23 protein-coding genes and 1 tRNA gene are annotated in these 23,907 nt (G+C 65.1%); 12 read left to right on the forward strand and 12 right to left on the reverse strand.

All coding sequences use genetic code 11. The features are described from left to right. Nucleotides 1-6: 6 nt before the first annotated feature. The 5 genes from pstC to phoB are packed head-to-tail and all read left to right on the forward strand — an operon-like array spanning nucleotide 7 to nucleotide 4,867. Nucleotides 7-1,401 (forward strand): phosphate ABC transporter permease subunit PstC, encoded by a 1,395-nt coding sequence (pstC, locus tag HUK72_RS09940; RefSeq protein ID WP_176596645.1) that lies wholly within the window; start codon nucleotides 7-9, stop codon nucleotides 1,399-1,401. Continuing rightward, nucleotides 1,401-2,645 (forward strand): phosphate ABC transporter permease PstA, encoded by a 1,245-nt coding sequence (gene pstA / locus HUK72_RS09945; RefSeq protein WP_176596646.1) that lies wholly within the window; start codon nucleotides 1,401-1,403, stop codon nucleotides 2,643-2,645. The genes pstC and pstA overlap by 1 nt, the downstream gene beginning before the upstream one ends. Before the next feature lie 5 nt (nucleotides 2,646-2,650). Continuing rightward, entirely contained in the window at nucleotides 2,651-3,451 is an 801-nt protein-coding gene (gene pstB, locus HUK72_RS09950; RefSeq protein ID WP_269465587.1) for a phosphate ABC transporter ATP-binding protein PstB, read from the forward strand. A 19-nt stretch (nucleotides 3,452-3,470) separates the two neighbouring features. Continuing rightward, nucleotides 3,471-4,163 (forward strand): phosphate signaling complex protein PhoU, encoded by a 693-nt coding sequence (gene phoU / locus HUK72_RS09955; protein ID WP_176596647.1) that lies wholly within the window; start codon nucleotides 3,471-3,473, stop codon nucleotides 4,161-4,163. Between the two features lie 2 nt (nucleotides 4,164-4,165). Continuing rightward, complete coding sequence (gene phoB, locus HUK72_RS09960) at nucleotides 4,166-4,867, forward strand: phosphate regulon transcriptional regulator PhoB (RefSeq protein WP_176596648.1); 702 nt, start codon at nucleotides 4,166-4,168, stop codon at nucleotides 4,865-4,867. 230 nt (nucleotides 4,868-5,097) lie between these two features. Here phoB and HUK72_RS09965 read toward each other — a convergent pair whose 3' ends face one another. Both HUK72_RS09965 and HUK72_RS09970 read right to left on the reverse strand, forming a co-directional pair. Beyond that, a complete protein-coding gene (locus HUK72_RS09965) occupies nucleotides 5,098-6,459 on the reverse strand; it encodes a porin (protein ID WP_176596649.1) in 1,362 nt (453 codons plus the stop codon). Nucleotides 6,460-6,540: 81 nt separating this feature from the next. Beyond that, nucleotides 6,541-7,434, reverse strand: a complete 894-nt coding sequence (locus HUK72_RS09970; RefSeq protein WP_176596650.1) for an N-formylglutamate amidohydrolase — start codon at nucleotides 7,432-7,434, stop codon at nucleotides 6,541-6,543. A gap of 162 nt (nucleotides 7,435-7,596) precedes the next feature. On the opposite strand from HUK72_RS09970, the gene cpdR reads away from it, so the two are divergent. Continuing rightward, a complete protein-coding gene (cpdR, locus tag HUK72_RS09975) occupies nucleotides 7,597-7,974 on the forward strand; it encodes a cell cycle two-component system response regulator CpdR (RefSeq protein WP_066554856.1) in 378 nt (125 codons plus the stop codon). 7 nt (nucleotides 7,975-7,981) lie between these two features. On the opposite strand, the gene HUK72_RS09980 is transcribed toward cpdR, so the two are convergent. Continuing rightward, nucleotides 7,982-9,316 carry a dicarboxylate/amino acid:cation symporter gene (locus HUK72_RS09980; RefSeq protein ID WP_176596651.1) on the reverse strand — a complete coding sequence of 445 codons (1,335 nt, stop codon included), beginning with the start codon at nucleotides 9,314-9,316 and terminating at the stop codon, nucleotides 7,982-7,984. A 128-nt stretch (nucleotides 9,317-9,444) separates the two neighbouring features. Between HUK72_RS09980 and HUK72_RS09985 the strand changes: the two genes are divergently transcribed. Continuing rightward, nucleotides 9,445-9,519, forward strand: a tRNA-Val gene (locus HUK72_RS09985). An 83-nt stretch (nucleotides 9,520-9,602) separates the two neighbouring features. Here HUK72_RS09985 and HUK72_RS09990 read toward each other — a convergent pair. The 4 genes from HUK72_RS09990 to HUK72_RS10005 form a co-directional block, all read right to left on the reverse strand. Continuing rightward, the gene (locus HUK72_RS09990) at nucleotides 9,603-12,545 is read right to left on the reverse strand and encodes a DEAD/DEAH box helicase family protein (RefSeq protein WP_176596652.1); all 2,943 of its coding nucleotides are present in this window, start codon (nucleotides 12,543-12,545) and stop codon (nucleotides 9,603-9,605) included. Continuing rightward, nucleotides 12,545-14,353: a hypothetical protein gene (locus HUK72_RS09995; RefSeq protein WP_176596653.1), complete on the reverse strand. Its 1,809-nt coding sequence runs from the start codon at nucleotides 14,351-14,353 to the stop codon at nucleotides 12,545-12,547. Before HUK72_RS09995 ends, HUK72_RS09990 begins: the two co-directional genes overlap by 1 nt. Next, nucleotides 14,350-15,543, reverse strand: a complete 1,194-nt coding sequence (locus HUK72_RS10000; protein WP_176596654.1) for a DUF6361 family protein — start codon at nucleotides 15,541-15,543, stop codon at nucleotides 14,350-14,352. The genes HUK72_RS09995 and HUK72_RS10000 overlap by 4 nt, the downstream gene beginning before the upstream one ends. Nucleotides 15,544-15,720: 177 nt before the next feature. Next, entirely contained in the window at nucleotides 15,721-15,876 is a 156-nt protein-coding gene (locus HUK72_RS10005) for a hypothetical protein (protein WP_176596655.1), read from the reverse strand. A gap of 63 nt (nucleotides 15,877-15,939) precedes the next feature. On the opposite strand from HUK72_RS10005, the gene HUK72_RS10010 reads away from it, so the two are divergent. Continuing rightward, nucleotides 15,940-16,983: an ROK family protein gene (locus tag HUK72_RS10010; protein WP_255325660.1), complete on the forward strand. Its 1,044-nt coding sequence runs from the start codon at nucleotides 15,940-15,942 to the stop codon at nucleotides 16,981-16,983. Here HUK72_RS10010 and HUK72_RS10015 read toward each other — a convergent pair. Further along, the gene (locus HUK72_RS10015) at nucleotides 16,877-17,224 is read right to left on the reverse strand and encodes a hypothetical protein (RefSeq protein WP_176594948.1); all 348 of its coding nucleotides are present in this window, start codon (nucleotides 17,222-17,224) and stop codon (nucleotides 16,877-16,879) included. The genes HUK72_RS10010 and HUK72_RS10015 overlap by 107 nt on opposite strands. 134 nt (nucleotides 17,225-17,358) lie before the next feature. Between HUK72_RS10015 and HUK72_RS10020 the strand changes: the two genes are divergently transcribed. Both HUK72_RS10020 and HUK72_RS10025 read left to right on the forward strand, forming a co-directional pair. Then, on the forward strand, nucleotides 17,359-18,177 hold the full coding sequence (locus tag HUK72_RS10020) for a class I mannose-6-phosphate isomerase (protein ID WP_176596657.1): 819 nt from the start codon (nucleotides 17,359-17,361) through the stop codon (nucleotides 18,175-18,177). Between the two features lie 47 nt (nucleotides 18,178-18,224). Further along, nucleotides 18,225-18,842 (forward strand): 5'-methylthioadenosine/S-adenosylhomocysteine nucleosidase, encoded by a 618-nt coding sequence (locus HUK72_RS10025; protein ID WP_176597815.1) that lies wholly within the window; start codon nucleotides 18,225-18,227, stop codon nucleotides 18,840-18,842. A 200-nt stretch (nucleotides 18,843-19,042) separates the two neighbouring features. Here HUK72_RS10025 and HUK72_RS10030 read toward each other — a convergent pair whose 3' ends face one another. The 4 genes from HUK72_RS10030 to petA all read right to left on the reverse strand — a co-directional run bounded on the left by HUK72_RS10030 (nucleotide 19,043) and on the right by petA (nucleotide 22,395). Next, on the reverse strand, nucleotides 19,043-19,579 hold the full coding sequence (locus tag HUK72_RS10030) for an adenine phosphoribosyltransferase (RefSeq protein ID WP_176596658.1): 537 nt from the start codon (nucleotides 19,577-19,579) through the stop codon (nucleotides 19,043-19,045). Between the two features lie 69 nt (nucleotides 19,580-19,648). Continuing rightward, on the reverse strand, nucleotides 19,649-20,497 hold the full coding sequence (locus HUK72_RS10035) for a cytochrome c1 (RefSeq protein WP_176596659.1): 849 nt from the start codon (nucleotides 20,495-20,497) through the stop codon (nucleotides 19,649-19,651). A gap of 15 nt (nucleotides 20,498-20,512) precedes the next feature. Further along, on the reverse strand, nucleotides 20,513-21,805 hold the full coding sequence (locus tag HUK72_RS10040) for a cytochrome b/b6 (RefSeq protein ID WP_176596660.1): 1,293 nt from the start codon (nucleotides 21,803-21,805) through the stop codon (nucleotides 20,513-20,515). Between the two features lie 11 nt (nucleotides 21,806-21,816). Further along, nucleotides 21,817-22,395: a ubiquinol-cytochrome c reductase iron-sulfur subunit gene (gene petA / locus HUK72_RS10045; protein WP_176596661.1), complete on the reverse strand. Its 579-nt coding sequence runs from the start codon at nucleotides 22,393-22,395 to the stop codon at nucleotides 21,817-21,819. A 191-nt stretch (nucleotides 22,396-22,586) separates the two neighbouring features. Here petA and HUK72_RS10050 point away from each other — a divergent pair, with 191 nt between their 5' ends. Both HUK72_RS10050 and hemF read left to right on the forward strand, forming a co-directional pair. Then, nucleotides 22,587-23,057, forward strand: a complete 471-nt coding sequence (locus HUK72_RS10050) for a tRNA (cytidine(34)-2'-O)-methyltransferase (protein ID WP_176596662.1) — start codon at nucleotides 22,587-22,589, stop codon at nucleotides 23,055-23,057. Then, nucleotides 23,054-23,905 carry an oxygen-dependent coproporphyrinogen oxidase gene (gene hemF, locus HUK72_RS10055; RefSeq protein WP_176596663.1) on the forward strand — a complete coding sequence of 284 codons (852 nt, stop codon included), beginning with the start codon at nucleotides 23,054-23,056 and terminating at the stop codon, nucleotides 23,903-23,905. The genes HUK72_RS10050 and hemF overlap by 4 nt, the downstream gene beginning before the upstream one ends. Nucleotides 23,906-23,907: the final 2 nt, after the last annotated feature.

Genomic DNA, 23,907 nt, shown 5'->3' on the forward strand with positions numbered 1-23,907 from the left:
GGGAATATGACAGGTCCTGCAATCCTCCTGCTGCTGGCCGGCCTGGGCGCCATCGCCTGGGTCAGCGCCCGCGCCCGCGCGATGCGGCTGCAAAGCGCGGCTCGGGCGTCGGGCCGCCGCGATGCCGTGCATAGCCTGCCGGGCTATCATGGCTGGTATGTCGCGCTGTGGACACTTGTGCCCGCCGGCATCTTCCTGGCGGTCTGGGCCAATGTCGCGCCCGGCCTGGTCATCCAGGACGTGCTGAACAGCCCGGCGGCGCAGAGCCTGCCCGCCGACGATTTCTCGCGTTCCGCCGTTCTGGGCGAGGCGCGGGCGATCGCGATGGGGATGCAGGCGGGGGCGTTCAATCCGCTCTCGCAGGGCCTGGTCGAACCTTATAAGAACGCCATCGGCAAATATGGGTTGGCGGGCGCGGCGCTCGCGATCGTGCTGGCCTTTGCCGGTGGCGCCTATGCCTTCACCCGCGTCAAGCCCGACTTCCGGGCGCGGACGCGGGTCGAGCGGCTGGTGATGGCGACCCTGCTGATCGCATCGCTGCTGGCGATCATCACGACGCTGGGCATCGTCGCTTCGCTGCTGTGGGAAAGTTTCCGCTTCTTCTCCATGGTGAGTCCCATCGACTTCCTGTTCGGCGCCAAATGGAGCCCGCAATCGGCGGCTCTCGGCTATGGCAATGACGACGCGTTCGGCGCCGTGCCGCTCTTCTGGGGCACGATCTTCATCGGCGCGATCATCGCCATGGTCGTCGCCATCCCGCTCGGCCTGATGAGCGCCATCTACCTGACGCAATATGCCAGCCCCACCTTCCGCAAGTGGATGAAGCCGATCCTGGAAGTGCTGGCGGGCGTGCCGACCGTCGTCTACGGCTATTTCGCGGCGCTCACCATCGCCCCGGCCCTGCGCGACTTCGCGGTGATGATCGGCATCCATGGCGCCTCTTCGGAAAGCGCGCTGGCCGCCGGTCTGGTGATGGGCGTGATGATCATTCCCTTCGTCTCCTCCATGGCGGACGACAGCATCGCCGCCGTGCCGCAGTCGATGCGCGACGGCAGCCTGGCCATGGGCGCCACCACCAGCGAGACGATCCGCCGCGTGCTGATCCCCGCAGCGCTGCCCGGCGTGGTCGGCGGCGTGCTGCTGGCCGTCAGCCGCGCCATCGGTGAGACGATGATCGTGGTGATGGCCGCCGGTCTGGCCGCCAACCTCACCCTCAATCCCTTTGCCAGCGTGACCACGGTGACGACGCAGATCGTCCAGTTGCTGACCGGCGATCAGGAATTCGACAGCGCCAAGACGCTGGCGGCCTTCGCTTTGGGTCTGGTGCTGTTCATCGTCACGCTGCTGCTCAACATCGTGGCCCTGCGGGTCGTGAAGAAATATCGCGAGGCTTACGAATAATGACCGTTGAACGCCTCCCCACCGACTGGAAGTCGGATGCGATGCGCAAGCGGATCGCGCGGCGCTATGCCTCCGAACGCCGCTTCAAGGCCGCGGGCATGCTGGCCGTCGCCCTCTCAGCCGCTTTCCTCGCCTTCCTGCTGTTCACCATGATCGGCAACGGCGTGCGCGGCTTCACCCGGACGGAGATTGCGGTGAAGGTGGACTTCCCGGCCTCCCCGCTGCTGCTCGATCCCAATGCCATCACCGACCAGGCGCTCGCCAACGCGAACCTGCCGATGGTGACGGGTGAGGTCGTCAAGAAGGCGCTGGGCGCGGACGCGGAGGAATGGGTGTCGCCCACCGCCTGGACCGTGCTGCGCGACAGGATCAAGGCCGATCCCAAGATATTGGGCCGCACCGAGACGATCGACCTGCCCGCATCGACCGCCGTCGATCTGGCCGCCAAGAGCAAGGGGTCGCCCGAAGCCGAGGCGGCGGTGGATCGTCTGAACAAGACGGGCCTCCTCGACACCGGCTTCAATTTCGGCTTCCTGACCGCGAGCGACGGCACCGACCCGACGCAGGTCGGCATCTGGGGCGCGTTCAAGGGATCGCTGCTGACCATGTTGGTGACGCTGGCGCTGAGCTTTCCCATCGGCGTCGCCACGGCCGTCTATCTGGAGGAATATGCGCGCAAGAACTGGCTGACCGACATCATCGAAGTGTCGATCAACAATCTGGCCGCCGTTCCCTCCATCATCTTCGGCCTGCTGGGCCTGTCGATCTTCCTCAATTTCCTGGCGCTGCCGCGCTCGGCTGCGCTGGTGGGCGGCATGACGCTGGCGCTGATGACCATGCCGGTCATCGTCATCGCGGGCCGCAACGCCATCAAGTCGGTGCCGCCCAGCATTCGCGACGCCGCGCTCGGCATCGGCGCCAGCCCCGTGCAGGTGGTGTTCCACCATGTCCTGCCCCTCGCCCTGCCCGGCATCCTCACCGGCACCATCATCGGCATGGCCCGCGCTTTGGGTGAAACCGCGCCGCTGCTGATGATCGGCATGCGCGCCTTCATCGCCACGCCGCCGGGCGGGATCACCGACCCTGCGACTGTGCTGCCGGTACAGATCTTCCTCTGGTCCGACGAAGTCTCCAAGGGTTTCGTCGAAAAGACCTCCGCCGCCATCATCGTCCTGCTGGTGTTCCTGCTCGCGATGAACGGCCTCGCCATCTACCTGCGCAACAAGTTCGAAAGGCGGTGGTAACCGCGATGACAGCCATGATCCATGAACAGCAAAGCATGACGCCCGCCGTCGAAACCAAGATGACGGCGCGGGACGTCAAGGTCTTCTATGGCGAGAAACAGGCGATCAAGGGCGTGTCGATCGATGTCGACATGGACAATGTCACCGCCTTCATCGGCCCGTCGGGCTGCGGCAAGTCGACCTTCCTGCGGACGCTGAACCGCATGAACGACACCGTGGCGAGCGCCCGCACCGAAGGCACGATCACGCTGGACGGCGAGGATATCTACGCCGCCAGCATGGACGTGGTGCAGCTCCGCGCCCGCGTCGGCATGGTGTTCCAGAAGCCCAATCCCTTTCCCAAGTCGATCTATGAGAATATCGCCTATGGCCCGCGCATCCATGGCCTGGCCCATGCGAAGGCGGACCTGGACGTCATCGTTGAAAAGTCGCTGCGCCGCGCCGGGCTTTGGGACGAGGTGAAGGACCGGCTGCACGACAGCGGCACCGCGCTTTCGGGCGGCCAGCAGCAGCGCCTGTGCATCGGCCGCGCCATCGCGGTCGAGCCGGAAGTCATCCTGATGGACGAGCCCTGCTCTGCGCTGGACCCGATCGCCACGGCCAAGATCGAGGAACTGATCCACGAGCTGCGCGGCCGCTACGCCATCGTGATCGTGACGCACAATATGCAACAGGCCGCCCGCGTGTCGCAGCGGACCGCCTTTTTCCATCTGGGCGAGCTGGTCGAATATGGCGTGACGTCCGACATCTTCACCAATCCGCGGCAGGAACGGACCAAGGATTACATCACCGGGCGCTACGGCTGAACCGGGGGAGAAAAAGACAATGGCAGAACATACGATCAAGGCGTTCGACCAGGAAATGGATAAGCTCCGCGGCCTGATCGCGGAAATGGGCGGTCGCGCCGAATCCGCCATCGAAAAGGCGATGCTGGCGCTGCAACGCCATGACAAGGAAATGGCGGCGGACGTCGTAGCCGAGGACAAGCGCATCGACGCGATCGAAGCGGAAGTCGAGAAGCTGGCGATCGAGATCATCGCCCTGCGCGCGCCCATGGCGAACGATCTGCGCGACGTGATCGCCGCGCTGAAGATCGTCGGCGTGGTCGAGCGGATCGGGGATTATGCCAAGAACATCGCCAAGCGCGTTCCCCTAATCGCTGCCAACCAGCGCACGCAGGAGCCGATCGCGCTTCTTCCTTCGATGGGCCAGGTCGCGGGCGAGATGGTGCAGGATGCCCTCAACGCCTTTGCCGCGCGCGATGCGGACCTGGCCGTCGCAGTGGTCGAGCGCGATACGGTGGTGGACGATTTCTACAACAGCGTCTTCCGCACGCTCGTCACCTTCATGGTCGAAAATCCCAAGACGATCAGCGAATGCGCGCATCTGCTGTTCATCGCCAAGAATATCGAGCGGATCGGTGACCATGCCACCAATGTGGCGGAGATGGTCTATTATGCCGCGACCGGCCAGACCCTGCCCGACCGCGAGCGCGGCGGCGAGCAGGCGGAGGACTGAGCATGGCGCGAGCCAAGATGCTGCTGGTGGAGGATGACGCGGCGCTGGCCGAACTGCTCATCTGGCATTTCAAGCGCGAGGATTTCGACGTCGCCCATACGGTGGACGGCGAGGAAGCGTTGTTGATGGCGCAGGAAAATGTGCCGGACATCGTGCTGCTCGACTGGATGGTCGAAAGCCTGTCCGGGATTGAGGTCTGCCGCCGCCTGCGCCGGATGAACGGCACGGCGAACGTGCCGATCATCATGCTGACCGCGCGCGGCGAGGAAGAGGATCGGGTGCGCGGGCTGGAAACCGGCGCGGACGATTATGTGACCAAGCCCTTCTCGCCCCGCGAGCTGGTGGCGCGGGTCGGCGCGGTGCTGCGTCGCGTGCGCCCGGCGCTGGCGGGCGAAACGCTGACCTTCGCGGACGTCGAGATGGATACGGTGGGGCACAAGGTCCGCCGCGGCGGACAGGTCATCCCGCTGGGGCCGACCGAGTTCCGCCTGCTCAAGCATTTCCTGGAACATCCCGGCTGGGTCTTTTCCCGCGAGAGGTTGCTCGACAGCGTCTGGGGACAGGACAGCGACATCGAACTGCGCACGGTCGACGTGCATATCCGGCGCTTGCGCAAAGCGATCAATGGCGACGGGCGCTATCACGACATCATCCGGACGGTGCGCTCGGCGGGCTATGCGCTGGATACGGACGGGGTGGCGTAAATTAGGCGGGTTTGGGTGGAGAGCGGACGGTCCGCTTTCCTTGAAGTAGGCCGTGCTCCTGCGAAGGCAGGAACCCAGTTCAGACGATGCTGTGATACACGGAGGGCAGGACTGGGCTCTCATGAGCCACTTGTCTCATTCGAGTGCCTTCGCAGGAGCACGGTGCGCTTAGACGGCAGCCATTGAACAAAATCCGCCGCTGCACCTCCCAAACCCCTGATCCAACCGGATCAGAAGTCCAGCTCCGCGCGCCAGCCGACGACATCGACGCCATAATCCTTCCGCCCTCCGGCAAGGATGGCCGCGTCGGTATAATCGATATGCGCATAATTGAGGTTGAAGCGCAGATATTCCACCGGCGTCCACACCAGCGCGGCGATGATGCCGTTCTGCGTGCCACCGACGATGTCCTTGTCGTTGAGGCTCAGATAATCGTAACGCACCGTCGCCTGGAGCGCGCCCCAGCCGCCGCTGCCGACCGGGCGGTCGGGCTTCACGATGCCGAATATCCCGTTCTTGTAGCCCCGCGACTCCCCGGTCAGCACATAGCCGACTTCGCCATAGCCGCCGAAGAAGGTCGGATCGGCCAGGCCCGGCCGCGACACCCGCAGCCAATGCGCCTCGCCCGCCCACCAGAGCGGCCCGTGCGCGCCGGCGAATTCGGCGCCATAATGGGTTTCGCCGTCCGCCGCCATGCGCGGCGTCGAAAGGAAGCGGCTGTTGGCGGTATGGAGATAGGCCCGCTGGCGGTAGCGCTGCGGCGTTTCCGACAGGCGCTGAAAGTCCCGCCAGTGACCGGAAAGCCCGAAATGCAACTGGGTCTTGCCCAGCTTCGGCGCCAGCACGATCCGCCCGTCGACGCCATAGCTGTTATTCTCGTCGCCCCCTTCCGGCCCGTCCGCGTCATTGGTGAGCGAATCGGCGCTGTCGGAGAAGATCCCCGCCTGCGCCAGCAGCATGCCGGAACGATATTGCGCCGACAGGCCCAGCCGCCGCTCGAAACCGAAAGCATCGGTAAAGGCGGCGCGCTCCATCACCGATCCGCCGGTGTCGCTGATCAGCTCGTCCAGCGACTGGAACGCATTGTGGTTGCCCAGCGTGACCAGCCACTTGCCTTTCTCATAGGTGATGAAGGTGTCGACCAGATCGACGCTGTTATCGGAAAGTTCCAGTTCCAGCTTATAACCGAAACCGCCGCCCAATTGCCCCTCCCCGCCCAGGCGCAGGCGGCGCAGCTCGTTCGAATAGCCCTTGGCCCGATCCTGCACGCTCTGCGGCGTCATCAGCAGCCCGGCATCATATTGGATGCGCCCCTTCACCTTGAAGCTGGCCGCGCCCTTGCTGAAGACCGGCCCACCTTTCCAACTGATGCTGGTCGCTTCGGACTTCGGCGCGGCGACAGCCGCCTGGACAATGGGAGGCGGTGGCGGCGCGCTGCCGAGCCGCGCTTCCAGCCGTTCGACCTGCGCCTTGAGCGCCGCGATCTGGGCGCGCAATTCGACGGCTTCGGTTTCGCTGATGGCCTGGGCCGCAACCGGCGAAGGCATGATGCACATCGCCAGCCCGCTGGCCAGCCGGGAGGTTCGGTTCATGAAGGTCCCCTGAAAATCAGGGACGCCAATATGAAAGACAGGTTACGGTTCAGCGTCTATTTGATGACGTTTTTATGACAATCACTCCGCCGCCATGGCATAGGTCGAACGCGGCAGCTCATGGGCGAGCGCGTTCACGATGGCCCCAACCACCTGCTGCAAGCGGGCAAGCCCGGCCCCCGGCTGATCCAACGCGCCGTCGAGATAGAGGCTGCGGTCGCATTCCAACTGGATCGCATACAGCCCATGGGCGGGCCGGCCATGACGCTCGATCATATGGTCGCCGGCATAGGGATGATTTTGCGCGACGGTCAGCCCATGGGCCGCCGCCACATCCGCCGCCAGCGTCATTAGCCGGGCCGAAGCGCTGCGCCCGAATCGATCCCCCAGAACCAGTCCCGGCGCGACCTGCCCCGCAGTGGGCGGCGGCAGCGGCGGCATGGAATGCAGGTCGATCAGGATCGCATGACCATGGGCATCGCGGGCCGCCCGCATCAACCGGGCCAGCGTCGCATGATAGGGCCTGTGGAACTGATCGATCCGGCGTTCGACCTCCGCCCAGCCGAGCGACCGCAACCAGAGTTCATGCGCGCCGGGCAGGCGGCGCGGGATCAGGCCCAGCCCGCCCCGCAATTTGGCGCTGCTCTGCAAGGGCTGGTCGCGTGGAATGCCGCTGACCATGCCCGCATCGATTTCCCGTTCATGCCGGTTGAGGTCGATCGTCGCCCGCGGCACCCGCGCCACCAGCAGCGGAATGCCGCGCCCGATCAGCGGATAGGCGATCAGATCGGCCCAGCGATCCTCCAGCCGTTGCAGCACATCCTGCCGGACCCGCGCCTGCGCCAGCAACGCCTCATCATAGTCGCGCCCGGCATGCGGCACGGAAATGACGACCGGGCCGGACGGGACATCCGGCTCGTAAAGATCATAGGCGGGGGTGGTTTCGGTCGGAACCGGCGGCGCGCTATCTAACAAAAAAGCTCCTTCCCTGCCCGCTTCCCAAGGCCGCCGCCCAAAAATGGTTACTCGGCTGGATAATATTTACACCTTGTCGCATATATAGGCGCTGCACGCCATCCGCGAAGGGGGCGATCCGGGGGCGGCCTTAAAGGCCTGGGGAACGAGACGTACGGGGCAATGGTTCGAATTCTGCTAGCCGAAGATGATGAGAGCATGCGCGCCTATCTGGCCCGCGCCCTGGAGCGGTCGGGTTACGACGTCGTCGCCGTCGCCACGGGCGCGCAGGCGGTGCCGCATATCGACAGCGACCGGTTCGACCTGTTGCTGACCGACATCGTCATGCCGGAAATGGACGGGATCGAACTGGCCCAGCACGCCGCCGCCGTGGCGCCCGACATGCGAATCATGTTCATCACCGGCTTTGCCGCCGTCACGCTGAAGGCAGGCAAGGCGGTGCCGCAGGCGAAGGTGCTGTCCAAGCCCTTCCACCTGCGCGACCTGGTGCTGGAGGTCGAGCGGATGTTCGGCACCGAAAGCCTGACCGGGCTGAACTGAGCGCCGTTCAGGCCGAAACCACCTCTTCCATGTCCGGCGTGGGAGGCAAGGGCTGCCCGGCCATGGCGGCGGCGAAACGTTCCCGGTCCAGCCCCTTTTCCCATACCGAAATCACCACCGTCGCCACCGCATTGCCGATGAAGTTGGTGAGACTGCGGCATTCGCTCATGAAACGGTCGACGCCCAGGATCAGGGTCATGCCCGCCACCGGCACCGAGGGCACGATGGAAAGCGTCGCCGCCAGGGTGATGAAGCCCGCCCCGGTCACACCCGCCGCACCCTTGCTGGAAAGCATGGCGACCAGCAGCAGCAATATCTGCTCCTCCAGGCTCAAATGGACATTGGTCGCCTGCGCGATGAACAGCGCCGCCAGCGTCATGTAGATGTTGGTGCCGTCCAGGTTGAAACTGTAGCCGGTCGGCACGACCAGCCCGACCACCGATTTGCGGCACCCGGCGCGCTCCATCTTCTCGATCAGGCTCGGCAAGGCCGCCTCGGAGGAGGAGGTGCCCAGCACCAACAGCAACTCCGCCTTCAGATAGCGGATGAGATGCAGGATGTTGAACCCCGCCAGCCGCGCCACCACGCCCAACACCACCAGCACGAACAGCAGCGACGTCAGGTAGAAGGTCGCCACCAGCCCCACCAGATTGGCCAGCGCCCCCACGCCATATTTGCCGATGGTGAAGGCCATCGCGCCGAAAGCGCCCAGGGGCGCGGCTTTCATCAGGAAGGACACCAGCTTGAAGATGGCGTGGCTGGCCGATTCGAGCACCGTCATCAGCGGATCGGCCTTCTCCCCGATCATGGTGAGCGCGATGCCGAACAGGATCGCGACGAACAGCACCTGCAGGATATTATGCCCGTCCGCCACGGCGGAGATCAGCGTGCCGGGGATGATGTCCATCAGGAATCCGGTCAGCGTCCGGTCATGCGCCTGCTGCTGATATTGCGCCACCTTGCCGACATCCAGCGTCGCCGGATCGATATTGAGGCCCGCGCCGGGATGCACGACATTGGCGACGATCAGCCCGACGATCAGCGCCAATGTCGAAAAAGTCAGGAAATAAGCGAAGGCCTTCGCCGCCACCCGGCCGATCGCGCCCAGCTCCTTCATCCCCGCCACGCCGGTCACGATGGTGAGAAAGATGACGGGCGCGATGATCATCTTGACCAGCTTGATGAAGGCTTCGCCCAACGGCTGAAGCGCCACGCCGGTTTCGGGGAAAAAATGCCCGATCGCCACGCCCAACGCGATCGCGATCAACACCTGGACATAGAGCTGGCGATAGAATGGCAGGCGCGCGACGGCCTGATCAGACGGCGTGGTCGAAGGCAGCATGATGGTTTGCGTCCCCTTTTCGCACCGCAGCATATGGCTTGGCGGGCTGCTGTCCAGAAGAATAGCGGGAGCGCTCAATTTCCCGCTTGCGCTACCTGCCGCCCCCCGCTATTGGCCCACTCCACCGTGGGCGTGTAGCTCAGTGGTAGAGCACTGTGTTGACATCGCAGGGGTCGCAAGTTCAATCCTTGCCACGCCCACCATGATCAGGCCCGGACCCGTATCGGTATCCGGGCCTTTTCTGTTTCCGGCCATGTTTGGTGTGTCCTGCGACCTTGTCGGCTCCTCATCCCGGCGCGGCCGGAAATCGGGCTATGGCGGACAGGTCTATCGCCAGAGCGCGCGCTTCCTTTTCGTTCAGGTCCACCCGCTTCAGCATCCGCGCGAACGCCTCCGGGTCCGGCTGGCCCAGGGCGAGCCGGTAATAGAGCAGATCCTTCAGCATCTGTTCGCGACGCGCCGACCGAAGGCTGAAGCGCCAATCGAAGCTGATGCTCACCGGTCGTCCCCTCTCCGGCAGCCACCAGCGTTCCAGCCCCGTCTTTCCCGGCGCCTGCTGGCGCGCCAGGGTGAGAAGCGCGCCGAAGGGGCTGCCTCCCCCGCTGCTCGCCAGCGCGTCGCGGCCATGCGCATCGGCCAGCGACTGCCGCACCGACAAGCTGCCATAGCGCGCGATGCGCCCTTCCCGCTGCTCGAAATCGACGGGATCGGTGGGCAGGTCCCAATGCACGATCCTGCGGCACCAGAGATGGAAATCCAGCCCCTCCTGCCCGATGGAGGTCGTGCAGAGCATGTGCGGCCAAAAGGGCGAATTGAAGGCGCGCCGGAGCGAATCGCTGCGGACGCGCTTGCCCTTCCGACCGCCCGACCGGCCCGGTTCCCCGCCCGCGAAGGGGGTCACGGCCTGCACCGGAACGCGGTATTTGCCCTTGCCGCGCCGGAACTGGACAAGACCGGGCCGATCAAGGAGGCAGCGCGCCAGTTGATCCACGATCTCGATCCCGCGGGCATCGCCCAGCCGGCCGAGCAAGCCCATCTGCTCGTCGATGACCGCTTCGAACCCGCCCTTGAGCATCGCCTCGCACAATGCGTCGGGGTAGCGCGACCGGTCGGACGCCGCGAGGATGAGGTCAGCGAAGGTCCGGTGCCCCAGATAGGATCGCAGATGGTCCCAGAGGAAGGAGAATGCGCGCTGCCTTTCCGCCTTGCTGTCCTGCGGAACATCATGCCGGGCAAGGCAGCGCGCGAAGATCGCGCCGGGGGAGGCGATCAAATGCCAGGCAAGCCCCTCCAGCTCGGCACGCGATATTTCGGAAATCGCGTCGATTGTCCGCCAATCCTTCGCCTTCGCGCTTTTGCCCGTCTGCGCGGCCATGCCGGAAACATGCTGGTAGCCTTGCCCCGAAATCCGGCGTTCGATGCCGGCGGCGACGATCCAGTTCGGCCTCTTCTCGCGCCCCGCAAGAGAAATGCGCTTCGCCCGAAGATAGTCCTCCAGCCTTTCCACCGCATGGCGGCGCACATCCTCCAGCGATGCGTCGGCCGATTTGAGCGGGTCGATCGCATGCGACAGATGCGGCCATGGCATGAACAGGCTAATCAGCGCGCCGCTCTCGTTCCCGCCGGACCGCAGCAGCGGCGCAGGGGCCTTCTCCTTGGGCTTGCGCAGGCCGCCGTTCAGGCTGATCGAGAGCAAGGCGGAGACCGCCGTGGGCGCGCCTCTCCATTTGCTGAACAGCAACGTCTTGCCGGGCAGCCGCTTTCGGGAGGACCATGGGCCTTCCAGTTTCCACCAGCGCACGGTCGGCGGCTGCCAGGGGAGCGCCAGATGCGCGGATCGCCCGGCCATTTCCGAAAGAAGCCGCAATTGGGGATGGGCGAACCGTCCGCTGCCCGAACCGGCTTCCACAGCCGCCGGTCCAGCAGCCGATAGCCTGTCCCATATCTTGTAGCCATGCATCGTCTGCGCGGGATAAGGGATCGAACTCCACATGGCGGGCGCCCATCCGGCGAATTCCTTCCCGCAGCTCGCGGCCAGATGCCGGAAGACGACCAGATCCCGCGCCTCCACCTCGACGCGGCGATTGTCGCGCTCGAACAGATCCTCCTCATGCACGAGCGCCCGCTCCGTCCGGGCCATGAGCGGTCGCAGCACCTGCTCGACACGCTCTTTCGCGGCCAGAACCGCCTGACGCACCGCCTCGATCGGTCCGGCGGCATCCAGGGCATCGTGATAATCGCGCATCGCCGCTTCCACGGCGGTCCCGCTGCCCGGATCGTCGGCCAGGAAAGCGGCAAGGTCGACAAGCGCCCGATAATGCTCGACGGGGTGAAGCTCCTCCCCATCCAGGCGGCGAAGGCGATAGGGCGTGGCGGACAGAAGGAGGAGCGCGGGCCGATCCTCGCCGCCGAGCAGCGCGTGGACCAGCAACCGGTGCACCCGCGCCCTCTCCCGCTTCAGGGGAATATCGCTTTTCTCCTCGCGGGGGAGGATCAGGTCGGCATAGCGGTGAAATTCGTCAAGGATGATCAGGTCCGGCCGGACGGTCTTCGAACGGAGCGCCGCCAGCGCCAGCGCCGATCGAAACCGGGCGACGAACTCCAACATGTCCACATCGTCGCGCTTGAGCCATTCCATGATGGCCTTTTCGACATTGCCGTCCGGGCAGTCGAACATGTCCCGCAGCGCGCGCTCGATGCCGATATGGGTGTAGCCTTTCAGGCTGGCGGCGCGCTCCCCCAGCAGCGGACGTTTATTCGGCCCCCGCGCATTGTCCATTTGCAGGACGAAGGGCCTCAAGCTGTGGTAACGGTCGAGCGCGGACCGGATCAGCGCCCTCTCCGCCTTGCGCCCGGTGCGCGGCCCCGGTTTCCAGCCGGGCAGGCTGGTCTCGGGCGTGAAGGTGAAGATGCGGTAGCCATCGCCTTCCTCGGGCGGATCGCCGGGCACCAGGGCAAGCCTGTCCTCGCCGCTGTCGTATTCCTTCTCGTCGATCCCGGTGAGCGACACGAATTTAAGCCGGTTCTGCCGGACGATCTCCAGACTGGGGCAAAGATACATGACATTCAGCCGCCGCCGCTTCGCCCGCAGCCCCGCCGCGACCGCCCGCGCTATGACGGTCTTGCCAAGGCCGACCTCGTCCGCGACCAGAAAGCGTCTGGGGCCGGGCGCATCCAAGCGTTGCAGCGCGACCTCCACGGTCCGCCGCTGAAATTCGGCCAAATCCATCAGGCGGCTCCGTGGATGGCGTCGTGCAGCGCCTGCAGGAACGGCCGGACCTCCGCGAGATCGTCGAGCGCGGCGCGCCGCTCCTCCTCGTCAGGCCATGATTCGAATGTCTCGCGGAAGGATTCGAGCATCGCCATGATGCCGGCGATCCGACGCTCGAAGGCGGCCTGGTCGCTGGCCCAGGCGGAGAGCATCGTCTCCAGCGTGAACATCGCCGCGAACCGCGCTCCATCCCCTCTCCGGACGCCGGTCGGCTGCGGATCGGACCAGCATTCCCCCGCCGTGCCGTCGATCCCGTCGAGCCGCGAACGGAGCCAATCGCGGAACCGGCCCGCGCCCACATAGCGGGCAAGGAGCGCGCGGTCGCGGCGCTCCTCGTCCAGCCCGTCGACCCGCAGCGACAAGACCCAGCTCCGGGAGATTCCGGCGTCGTCCGCGCTGACGGCGCGGAAGGTCACCAGCGAAGTCTGCTCGCTGAGCGCGGGCGGACGCTCCAGCAGCCGCACCGACCGGACGCCCGGCGCCAATGCGATCCATGCTTCCGGGTCAAGGAACGGCGAAACCGCAAAGCGCGCATGCTTCAACGGCTCTTCGCAGCCCTCCCCGATGAGCAGCAGCAGCCCCGCGCCATCATAGACGAGACGCAGTTCGCATTCGAGGAAACGGCTTATATGCTCGTCAAGCTGGCGGGCCGCCTTCTCCTGCGCGACCAGCTCCGGATCAGGCGCCGCCCCGTCAAATTCGAACCCGCCCGCGACGAATGCGTGGAGCGAATCGCTGAGCGCCGGATCGTCGATGTCCAACAGGGCGACGGCTTCGGCGTTCGGCCCGACCAGCCCGCGTTTGGTGAGATTGGCGCTGCCGATCATCAAGGCGGTCCGCTTCCCGCGGGTCATGGCGATCAGCTTGGCATGGACGCCGGTCGGCGGCAGTTCCGTGAACTCGCCCACCGTCTCCCCCTGCTGTTGCTCGACGGAGACGGAGGTTTCCGGCTCGGGCGGCGTGCCGGTCCGGAAGGCGATGCCCGTCGCCGGGGAAGACCGGCTCGCGGCCATGTCGGTCGTGAGCAAGGTGATCCCCTCCGACCCGGCCGCCTTGACGACTTCGCCCAGGCCCATCCTGTCGATGAACGGGCTGACGGCGGAGGCCTTCTCGGCGCGCGGCAGCAAGGGCGCGCCGATGAAGGGACGCATCGCCCCCGGTTGCCGCCACAACAGGCTCCGCACCTTCACGCCGGCAGGCGCGGCCCAGCGGGCCGACTGGAGTTCGCCAAGCTCGGCGGGCGAGAAGGCCGCCTTGCCCAAAAGATCCTCGGCCAACAGCGCAATGTCCGGGATCGGCCTTGCCCCCCTGCCCTTCGAACTCACCAGCAGAAGCCCGGCATCGAGATCGGCGGCGCCCGTCAGATTGCGGCTGCCGATCCAGAAACGCCATTGCACGCCATCCCCGCCTTCATATCGGACGAGGGCGACTTTCGGATGCCAGCTCTCTGTCCGCTCGTTCGCCTCGATCGCGCAGAGCATGGTGTCGAGCAGCGGCAGGACCGACCGATGCGCCCGCGGCGCGATCACCCGCCCAAGCTGGTGGAGCACGAGCAGCCGCCCCCGCATCCGGTCGAAAGCCTCCACCAGTTCAAGCGGCGAATTTTCGAACTCCGCCTCTCCATCTCCCCCAAGCGCCAGCACCAGGCCCAGCAGCGCGATCAGGTCGAGCGAATAGGTCGCGACCACGGCCCTGGAGACCGTCTGCCCCTCGGCAGGCCGCAGCGCCCCGAAGATCGAGATGCGGTCCCGGCGGCGAAAGCTCATGCAACCGCCCGCACGGTGTCGATCATGTCCCGGACCACCGGCCATCTATAATCCAGCGGCGTGGCGATCCCCTTGCGCCAATCCCGCCGCCGCGTCTCGTTGAGCAGGAAGGCGCGGCTCTCCTTCAGGTCACGCTCCCGCGAAGCCATGTCCCTGGCAAGGGCGTCGAGCGGCCGCTCCTCCCGCGTCCAATCCATGACGACCTCCATGAAGCGGGCAAGCCCGTCGTCGATCCGGATGGAGGAGCGGAGGGCGCTCAGGTCAAGCGCGAGCGCGGCGTCCCTGTGCCGCGCAACCAGCCGGGGCAGCGCATCGGCGTGCGCCCGATCGTTGGAGCGCCCCTCCTCATTCCGCTTCGCCTCGATCAGCGCGGCATAGGCGGCGCGTGCGATGCAGGCGACGGATGCCGCGCGTTCGGCCAGGGTCAGGTCGTCGCGTTCGGTCGCCGTCGCGAAACGCCGGACCTCCGCCGACCAGAGGGAGTCGGTCGTCACGCCGGCTTCGGCCAATCTGCTCAAAAGCGGCTGGGTTCCGCCCTCTCCCGCCGTCCGCCACTTCGTCCGGATATAGTCCGCCTCCACCTTCCGGAGAGCGAAGTCCAGCTTTCCCGTCCTGCTCCGCCATCCGGGAGGAGCGGGCGGCAATCCTTCGAACAGGGGGGCGATGGCGATCCGCCCTTCATCGCCATCCTCCCTTCCGAGCAGGCGCGGCCACAGCCCCTGAAGCTGCACCTCCGTCGGCGGATCGGACAAGCCGGCGACCGCGCTGGCCATCCGCCAGGATCGCAAGGCCGTCCAGTAAATGGTGCTGGCGCGCACCACCGGCCGCTGGTCCGCTTCATATTTCATCCATCCGGAAATGCCGGAATTCTGCAGAATCTTGACCGTCGCCATCAGCCGTTTGGAATAGCGTCGCTCGATCTCGAACAATTTCTCCCGGCTGAAGCGCTCTCCCGCCGTCCCAGCCAGCAGCTCCTCATAGGCCCAGGCGACGAAGAAGACATAGCGGAGCTGCGCATGCTGGACCGAGGTGCCGGGGAAGAAACGGTCGGCAAAGGCGAAATGGATCGGCGCGAAGCCAAGCTCGTCCCGCGTCCCGTCGGACGACAGGGTCGACAGATATTTGCTGGCGGCGGACCGATCAGCCTCCGAAAGCATGAACCAGCCGATCTTCGGTTCAGAATTGCGCATGCGGCGACCCTCCGCGCGCTGGACCGGATGGGCCGCGAAGAAGCGGACGCCGCGCATCCGGCGTTGAGATCACAGCAAAATTTCCCAAGATCGCACCCCCGCCGGAGGAGTAGGATCAAGGGCGGCAACCGGTCAAGCCATGCCGAACGAGATTATGATCGATACCGAAACGACCCGCTAAGGCGCGGCAAGCGAGTAAGGGACCGCCTGATCCCGGTCGACGAAGGCCAGCGGATCGGCGGACGTCTCCGCCAGAAGCAGCGAGGCCGCAACCGACAGCAACAAGGTGGCGGCAAGCGGCAGGGAGTTGAAGGAAAGGGTCTGCCCGATCATCGTCTATTGCCTCCTTGGCATCAGCGCTTCGGACGCGCTTTCCTGCCTTTATCGCTACCGGTTATGGCATATGATTGGAACGTCATGATGAACGCTGAACCGATATTGGCCGGGGTCGAACTTGGGGGAACCAAGGTGTTCGTGCTGCGCGCGCGCGGCAGGACGATATGGGGCCGGGAGATCATTCCCACCACGACGCCAGCCGAAACGCTATCCAAGGCCGTGGCCATTCTGCAGCGCTGGCATGCGGAAACTTCTTTCGCGGCGATCGGCATCGGCAGCTTCGGCCCGCTTCGGCTGGACCGTCACGCGCCGGATTTCGGCTTCATGCTGCCGACGCCCAAACCGGGTTGGGCAGGCGCCGACATTTTCGGCACGCTGACGGCGCCTTTCGATTGCCCCGCCGCGATCGACACCGACGTCAACGGCGCGGCGCTCGCGGAATTGCGCTGGGGCGCGGGCGCGCAAGCGGACATTCCCTCCGACAGCCTGTGCTACATCACCATCGGCACCGGGGTGGGTGGCGGCTTTGCCTTCAACGGCCGCCCCGTCCATGGCGCCATGCATCCGGAAATCGGCCATATCCGCGTCCCCCGCGCGCCCGGCGACAGTTTTGCGGGCAGTTGCCCCTTTCATGGCGACTGCATCGAAGGGCTGGTGTCCGGCCCGGCGCTTGCCAGGCGCTTCGGCGTTCCGGGTCATGAAATCGACGCGGCCGATCCGCGCTGGAACAATGTGGCGAACGACATCGCCCATCTGGTTTCGACCATCCTGCTCAGCACGGCGGCGCGTCAGGTGCTGATCGGCGGCGGCGTCGGCATGGGACGGACCGATCTACTGAACCGGGTCCGGGAAAAGGTCGTCGCCCAGCTTGGAGGCTATTTGCCGCATGTCGATGGCGACAGCATCGGCCGAATCGTTACCGCTCCGCTGCTTGGCGATCAGGCCGGCCCGCTGGGCGCGGTGGCCCTGGCCATGGATGCGCTGGAGGGGAAAGGGATCAGTGCACGCCCCGCCGACGAAAAAGCGGCAGGAAGATCATCGGCACGATCAGGGCGACCACGCCCGCGACCAGCAGATCGTCCACCAGCCGATAGAGGATCGTGAAGAACATCAGCACCGCAGCCGCCGCCAGGGCAGGAAGGAGCAAGCGAAGCAGACCCTCCTCCATCCGGAAAAGGAGCTGCCCGACCAGACCCGGAACCGGCTCTTGCCGCCGCCCGTAAATGCTGCCCCTGCCCAACCGGTCCATCGTCTGATCCTTGCCGAAATTGTGAGTTGCATATAGAAACTGAAAGTCGGATTTCCATAGGCGAAGATCGCTACGGATCGTTTCCGGTCCTGACACATGTCCGCGGTCTTCCTCCTGTCGTGGGACAGCCTTAGCCCTGCCCCTTTCGGGATGCTTCGCGGTCACGGCCCACCACCCGCTCCGCGACAAGAATCCTTGCCTGCCACGAACGACCGCTCATAAGGAATCGCATGACCGCCACCCGCCTCCTCGCCCATATGGTCGAAAAGCCCTGGGGCCGCGCCGACATCCCCTTCATCGCCCCGGGCGACGGCAGGCGTGTGGGAGAAGTCCGGTTTTCGCTCCCAAAGGCAGCCGGCCCGGACAGGCCGCTCCCGCTGCTGGTCAAATATATCTTCACCAGCGAGAAGCTGTCGGTTCAGGTCCATCCCAATGACGCGCAGGCACGGGCGCAGGGGCTGGCGGGCGGCAAGTCCGAATGCTGGTATATTCTCGATGCGGAGCCGGCTGCGCGGCTGGGCATCGGCCCGACGCGCAGCCTGACGGCGGAGGATTGGCGCGCCGCCGCTCTCGACGGCAGCATCGAAACGCTGATGAACTGGAAACCGGTGAGCGCGGGCAGCTTCTATTATATCCCCGCCGGTACGGTGCATGCGATCGGCGGCGGCGTGACATTGGTGGAAGTGCAGCAGAATAACGACGTGACCTACCGCCTCTACGACTATGGCCGCCCGCGCGAGCTGCATCTGGAGGAGGCGATAGCCGTCAGCGTCACCGCACCCTATGCAATGCCCGACCGCATCGTCCCCGGCACGGCGGAAGAAAGGCTGATCACGGGCCCCGATACGCCCTTCATCCTGGACATGGTGCAGGGAAAGGCGGGAAGCAGCCAGCGGATGGAGGGCGAGATGCTGTGGTTCGTTCCACTGGCAGGCTCCGGCACGATCGAAGGGGAGCCGTGGCGCCAGGGCGAATGCTGGCTGATCGAGGGAACCGCCGCCCTTGCCGTCGAAACCGGCATGAGCGCGCTGCTCGCCCGCCTGCCCTGATCGAACATCGAGACAAGAAAGAGGGTATGATCATGCCGCATGGAGAAATGATCGCGAACAAGCGGGTTCTGTTCGTGATGGCGGTGGAGGATGAATATGGCCCCCATCTCAAGGCCCGCTTCGATCCGCTGATGGTCGGCGTCGGTCCGGTGGAGGCGGCGCTCCATAGCGGGCTGGCGCTCCAGCGGCTGGAACGGGATGCCGCCTTGCCCGATCTGGTCGTGTCCCTGGGGTCGGCGGGATCGCGCATCTGCACCTTGGGCGAGGTCTATCAGGTTTCCAGCGTGTCCTGGCGCGACATGGACGCCTCCCGCCTTGGTTTTCCAAAGGGCGTGACGCCCTTCGCGGACCATCCGCCGGAAATGCCGCTGCGCACGCCGCTGGAACTGCGCGCCGCGCGGCTGTCCACTGGCGCGAATATCGTGGGCGGCGAGGATTATGCCGCGATCGACGCTGATATGGTCGATATGGAAACCTTCGCGGTGGTGCGCGCCTGCCAGCGCTTCGGCGTGCCGGTGATCGGCCTGCGGGGAATATCCGACGGGCCGGGAGAACTGGCCGATATGCTGGGATGGACGCAATTGCTGGCCCTGCTGGACGAAAGGCTGGCGCAGGCGGTGGATATGCTGGCGGAGGCGCTTGGAGGCGAAGCGGTGCCGGAGTGAAGGGAAGGGTGGAAGGAGGACATCGAGTTTGCGCTAGGTGAACCGTGCTCCTGCGCAGGCAGGAGCCCAGTCCCGCCCTAGTGGATCATCGCACCGTCTGAACTGGGCTCCTGCCTGCGCAGGAGCATGCACCGCTTAACGGTAGCCAATGGCACTCCAGCCATTACCCTCCACGGATAGTTCGTGCAATTCCACCCCGATCAATGCCCTTCAAAGGCGATGATCGCCGCCGACGCCACGCCATCGGCTTCCAGCGCAGCCATGCCGCCCAGATCGGGCAGGTCGATGGCGAAGAGCGCCATCAGCACGGTCGCGCCCTGTTCGCGGATGAGCTGCGCCGCCGCGAGCGCGGTCCCGCCGGTCGCGATCAGATCGTCCACCAGCACCACCCGCGCCCCGTCCGGAATCTGCCCTTCATGCAGTTCCAGCCGGTCGGTGCCATATTCCAGCACATAATCGATGCCCACCGTCTTGCCGGGGAGCTTGCCCTTCTTGCGCACGGGCACGAACCCCACGCCCAGCGCATGGGCCAGCGCCGCGCCCAGGATGAAGCCCCGCGCCTCGATCCCCACGATGAATCCTGGATCGAGCGGTCGGGCGACCGCCGCCATGCGCTCCACCAGTTCGGTCAATCCCGCGCCGTCCGCCAACAGAGTCGTGATGTCCCGGAACTGGATGCCGGGCTTGGGGAAGTCGGGGATGGTGCGGACCAGGGCCGCCAGACTGTCAGCGCTCATTTGAAGCCCTCATAAGAAAAGGGGGCCCGGTTTCCCGCGCCCCCTCCGATGTTTTGTTTCAGCTCGCGATCAGGCGGCCTTTTTCTTGTCCGCCCAGATATTCTGATAGGCCATATAAGCCAAGCCCGTCGCGATCAGCAGGAAGAAGATCGTCGCCAGACCCGCGCGCCGGCGGTTTTCCAGCTTGGGCTCCGCCGTCCACGTCAGGAAGGCCGCGACGTCCTGCGCCATCTGGTCGACCGACGCCTTGGTGCCGTCGCCATAGGTCACTTGACCGTCGGCCGTCAGCGGCGGCGCCATGGCCAAGTTCAGGTTGGCGAAATAGGGGTTGTAGTGCAGCCCCTCCGGCGTCTTGGCGTCGGGGAATTCCTTCAGCAACTCGGCCGGCTGCGCCTGGAAGCCCGTCAGCAGCGAATAGACATAGGCGCTGCCATGGTGGCGGGCCTTGGTCATCAGCGAGAGATCCGGCGGGATCGCATTGTTGTTCGCCGCCGCCGCCGCGACATTGTTCGCGAAGGGCTTGGGGAAATAATCCGCCGGGATCGGATCGCGGGTCGACATCTCACCCGTCTTGGGGTCGACGTCGGGGGTCTTGATCGCCCACTGCTTGGCGATCGCCTTGATCTCCGCCTCGTTATAACCAATGCCCTTGAGGTCGCGGAAAGCGACGAACTTCAGGCTGTGGCAGGCTGAGCAGACTTCCTTGAACACCTGGAAACCGCGCTGGAGCTGCGCCTGGTCGAACTTGCCGAAGGGGCCATCGAACGAGAAAGCGACATGCTTGGGATCGCGGTGGAATTCATGCTCCACCGTGACCGCCGGCGGCTCGGTGACATAGGCCACCGCACCCACCAGGAAGGAAACCAGCAGCCAGCCCGCGAAAAAGAGGCCGACGAGAAATGCGCCAATGCGAACCATCTTCTGTCTACCCCCTTATTCGGCCGGAACCGCGGCGAGTTCGCCGTCAGTCTTGCCATATTTCGCCAGCACCGCCTCGGTGATCGAGTTCGGCAGCGGCAGCGGCTTTTCGAAGCGCGAGATCAGCGGCAGGATGATCAGGAAGTGGGCGAAATAATAAGCCGCCGCGACCTGGGAGATCATCACATAGGGTTCCGCCGCCGGCGCGCCGCCGCAATAACCCAGGACGAATACGTCGAGGATCAGGATCCAGAAGAACTTCTTGAAGGTCGGGCGATAGCTGCCCGAACGCACCGGCGAGGTATCCAGCCAGGGCAGGAAGAAGAGCAGCAGGATCGACGCGAACATCGCCAGCACGCCCAGCAGCTTCGCCGGAACGAAGAAGAAGTCCACGGTGAAGGCGCGCAGGATCGCGTAGAAGGGCCAGAAATACCATTCCGGCACGATATGCGCGGGCGTCGAGAGCGGGTTCGCCTCGATATAGTTGTCCGGGTGCCCCAGATAGTTCGGCGCATAGAACAGCAGGATCGCGAAGATGATCAGGAACACGCCGGCCCCGAAACCGTCCTTCGCGGTGTAATAGGGGTGGAAGGGCACAGTGTCCTGCGGCCCCTTCACTTCCACGCCGGTCGGGTTGGACGAGCCCGGAATGTGCAGCGCCCAGATGTGCAGGATCACCACCGCCGCGATCACGAAGGGCAGCAGGAAGTGCAGCGAGAAGAAGCGGTTGAGCGAGGCGTTGCCGGGCGCGAAACCGCCGAGCAGCCAGGTCTGGATCGGCTCGCCCACCACGGGAATCGCGCCGAACAGGCCGGTGATCACCTTCGCCCCCCAATAGGACATCTGACCCCAGGGCAACACATAGCCCATGAAGGCGGTCGCCATCATGAGGAGGAAGATCACGAGGCCCAGCAGCCACACCATTTCGCGAGGCGCCTTATAGGAGCCGAAATAGAGGCCGCGGAAGATGTGCAGATAGACGACGATGAAGAAGAAGCTGGCGCCATTGGCATGCGCATAGCGCATCAGCCAGCCCGCATTCACGTCGCGCATCGTGTGTTCGACGGTGCTGAACGCAACCGCGGCATTGGCACCATAGTGCATCGCCATGATCACGCCGGTGACGATCTGGATCACCAGCGCAAGGCCGGCGAGTACGCCGAAGTTCCAGAAATAATTGAGGTTGCGCGGCACAGGATAGCCGGCGCCGATGGCATTGTAGACGAGGCGCGGCAAAGGCAGCTTCTCGTCGATCCACTGCATCGCGGGATGCTTGGGAGTATAATGTTCAGCCCATGGAAAGCTCATGACGGTCCCCCTCAACCCACGAGAATGGCGGTGTCGGAAGTGAAGCTGTACTTCGGCACTTCCAGGTTCTTCGGCGCGGGGCCTTTGCGGATGCGGGCGGCCGTGTCGTAGGACGAACCGTGGCAGGGGCAGAAATAACCGCCGAATTCGCCACGATTCTCACCCTCGCCCGCGCCCAACGGGACGCAGCCCAGATGGGTGCAGACGCCCATGGTGATCAACCACTGCTTCTTGCCGTCGACGGTGCGTTCCTCCAGCGTCTGCGGATCGCGCAGGGTGGAGGGATCGACCTTGTCGGCCTCGGCTATTTCCTTGTCGGTCAGATGCCGGACGAACAGCGGCTGCGACCGGAAAGTGGTCTTGATCGCCTGACCCGGCTGGATCGACGAGATGTCCACCTCGGTCGAGGCGAGCGCCAGCACGTCGGCGCTGGGATTCATCTGGTCGACCAGCGGCACCACGACCGCAACGGCACCGACGCCGGCGAAACTCACCGCGGCGATATTGATGAAATCACGCCGACGAACACCATCGCCGCCCCCACCGGAGACGGATGCCGCCTCACTCTCCATATGTTCAACGATCGCCATGCACCTCAACCCTTGCAAGAACGTCCTGGCCCCGCCGCATTGCCCCTTATGGCTATGTTATCGGGGGAGCCTCGACGCCCATGCAGATGGGCGCGCCTTTCCCCCTGGCGCGGTTTGCAGGCCTGATAACCGTAGGATGCGCCATTTGCCAAGCCTTTTAGACAGGCTAGGAGAATTAACCGCGCTGTTCTATGGCGCGGGGCATGCGTATCGCCCTTTATCAACCCGAAATCGCCGGCAATGTCGGCGCGATTCTGCGCCTTGCGGCCTGCTTTTCCGTGCCCGTGGACATCATCATGCCGATGGGATTCGCCTTTTCCGACGCGAAGCTGAAGCGCGCGGCGATGGACTATGGCGCGTCGGCCGACGTGACCCGCCACGCCAATTTCGAGGCGTTCGACGCCGTCCGCCGGACCGAGGGACGGCGGCTGATGCTGATGAGCAGCCATGCCTCGCAGCGCTTGCCCGATGTCGAATTCCGCGCCGACGATATTTTGCTGATGGGATCGGAAAGCGCCGGCGTGCCGGATGCCGTCCGCGATCTGGCCGATGTGCGCGTGCGCATTCCGATGGCGCCGGGCTTTCGCTCCTTGAACATCGCCGTTTCCACGGGCATCGCGATTGCCGAGGCCCTTCGCCAGACTGGAAGTTTCCCGCAATGACCTTGACGCTCGACCCCCAACAGCAAGCCGCCCGCACCTGGTTCGAATCGCTCCGCGACCGCATCTGCGCCGAGTTCGAGGCGATCGAGCGGGAGGCAGGCTCCGACGCCCGCTTCGACTATATCGCCTGGGACCGGGAGGCGGCGGGCCTGGCGCCGGGAGAAGGCGGCGGCGGCGTGCGCGGCGTCATGAAGGGCAAGATATTCGAGAAGGTCGGCGTCAACGTCTCGACCGTAGGCGGCGCCTTCTCGCCCGAATTCGCGAAGACCATCCATGGCGCGAGCGAAGACCCCCGTTTCTTCGCCACCGGCATCAGCCTGGTCGCGCATATGGCCAACCCCCATGTGCCCGCCGTGCATATGAACACGCGCTATCTAAGGACGTCCAAAAGCTGGTTCGGCGGCGGCGCGGACCTCAATCCGCCGCTGCCCCGCGACGAGGATACGGTCCATTTCCATGATGTGCTGAAAGCCGCCTGCGACGCCCATGACGCGGACTATTATCCGCGCTTCAAGGCCTGGGCGGACGATTATTTCTTCATCCCCCATCGTGGCGTGCATCGCGGCGTCGGCGGGATTTTCTACGATCATCTGGAGGGCGATTTCGACGCGAATTTCGCCTTCACGCGGGATGTGGGCGAGGCGTTCCTCAAGGCCTTCCCGCCGATCGTCCGGCAGCGCATGGGGGAAAGCTGGTCGCAGGAGGACTATGCCCGGATGCTAGAATGGCGCGGCCGCTATGCCGAATTCAATCTGGTGCATGATCGCGGCACGCTGTTCGGGCTCAAGACCGGGGGCAATGTCGACGCGATCCTGATGAGCCTGCCGCCGATGGCGAGCTGGAGCTGATA

Origin of the sequence: Sphingobium sp. 15-1 (assembly GCF_013375535.1) — a bacterium.
In the GTDB taxonomy this organism is placed as follows: domain Bacteria; phylum Pseudomonadota; class Alphaproteobacteria; order Sphingomonadales; family Sphingomonadaceae; genus Sphingobium; species Sphingobium aromaticivastans.

What these genes read in the sequence shown, in the direction of transcription:
- pstC (WP_176596645.1), top strand. Translation starts at nt 7, where the DNA reads ATGACAGGTCCTGCAATCCTCCTGCTGCTGGCCGGCCTGGGCGCCATC.
- pstA (WP_176596646.1), top strand. Translation starts at nt 1,401, where the DNA reads ATGACCGTTGAACGCCTCCCCACCGACTGGAAGTCGGATGCGATGCGC.
- pstB (WP_269465587.1), top strand. Translation starts at nt 2,651, where the DNA reads ATGACAGCCATGATCCATGAACAGCAAAGCATGACGCCCGCCGTCGAA.
- phoU (WP_176596647.1), top strand. Translation starts at nt 3,471, where the DNA reads ATGGCAGAACATACGATCAAGGCGTTCGACCAGGAAATGGATAAGCTC.
- phoB (WP_176596648.1), top strand. Translation starts at nt 4,166, where the DNA reads ATGGCGCGAGCCAAGATGCTGCTGGTGGAGGATGACGCGGCGCTGGCC.
- HUK72_RS09965 (WP_176596649.1), bottom strand. Translation starts at nt 6,459, where the DNA reads ATGAACCGAACCTCCCGGCTGGCCAGCGGGCTGGCGATGTGCATCATG.
- cpdR (WP_066554856.1), top strand. Translation starts at nt 7,597, where the DNA reads ATGGTTCGAATTCTGCTAGCCGAAGATGATGAGAGCATGCGCGCCTAT.
- HUK72_RS09980 (WP_176596651.1), bottom strand. Translation starts at nt 9,316, where the DNA reads ATGCTGCCTTCGACCACGCCGTCTGATCAGGCCGTCGCGCGCCTGCCA.
- HUK72_RS09990 (WP_176596652.1), bottom strand. Translation starts at nt 12,545, where the DNA reads ATGGATTTGGCCGAATTTCAGCGGCGGACCGTGGAGGTCGCGCTGCAA.
- HUK72_RS09995 (WP_176596653.1), bottom strand. Translation starts at nt 14,353, where the DNA reads ATGAGCTTTCGCCGCCGGGACCGCATCTCGATCTTCGGGGCGCTGCGG.
- HUK72_RS10000 (WP_176596654.1), bottom strand. Translation starts at nt 15,543, where the DNA reads ATGCGCAATTCTGAACCGAAGATCGGCTGGTTCATGCTTTCGGAGGCT.
- HUK72_RS10005 (WP_176596655.1), bottom strand. Translation starts at nt 15,876, where the DNA reads ATGATCGGGCAGACCCTTTCCTTCAACTCCCTGCCGCTTGCCGCCACC.
- HUK72_RS10010 (WP_255325660.1), top strand. Translation starts at nt 15,940, where the DNA reads ATGGCATATGATTGGAACGTCATGATGAACGCTGAACCGATATTGGCC.
- HUK72_RS10020 (WP_176596657.1), top strand. Translation starts at nt 17,359, where the DNA reads ATGACCGCCACCCGCCTCCTCGCCCATATGGTCGAAAAGCCCTGGGGC.
- HUK72_RS10025 (WP_176597815.1), top strand. Translation starts at nt 18,225, where the DNA reads ATGATCGCGAACAAGCGGGTTCTGTTCGTGATGGCGGTGGAGGATGAA.
- HUK72_RS10030 (WP_176596658.1), bottom strand. Translation starts at nt 19,579, where the DNA reads ATGAGCGCTGACAGTCTGGCGGCCCTGGTCCGCACCATCCCCGACTTC.
- HUK72_RS10035 (WP_176596659.1), bottom strand. Translation starts at nt 20,497, where the DNA reads ATGGTTCGCATTGGCGCATTTCTCGTCGGCCTCTTTTTCGCGGGCTGG.
- HUK72_RS10040 (WP_176596660.1), bottom strand. Translation starts at nt 21,805, where the DNA reads ATGAGCTTTCCATGGGCTGAACATTATACTCCCAAGCATCCCGCGATG.
- petA (WP_176596661.1), bottom strand. Translation starts at nt 22,395, where the DNA reads ATGGCGATCGTTGAACATATGGAGAGTGAGGCGGCATCCGTCTCCGGT.
- HUK72_RS10050 (WP_176596662.1), top strand. Translation starts at nt 22,587, where the DNA reads ATGGCGCGGGGCATGCGTATCGCCCTTTATCAACCCGAAATCGCCGGC.
- hemF (WP_176596663.1), top strand. Translation starts at nt 23,054, where the DNA reads ATGACCTTGACGCTCGACCCCCAACAGCAAGCCGCCCGCACCTGGTTC.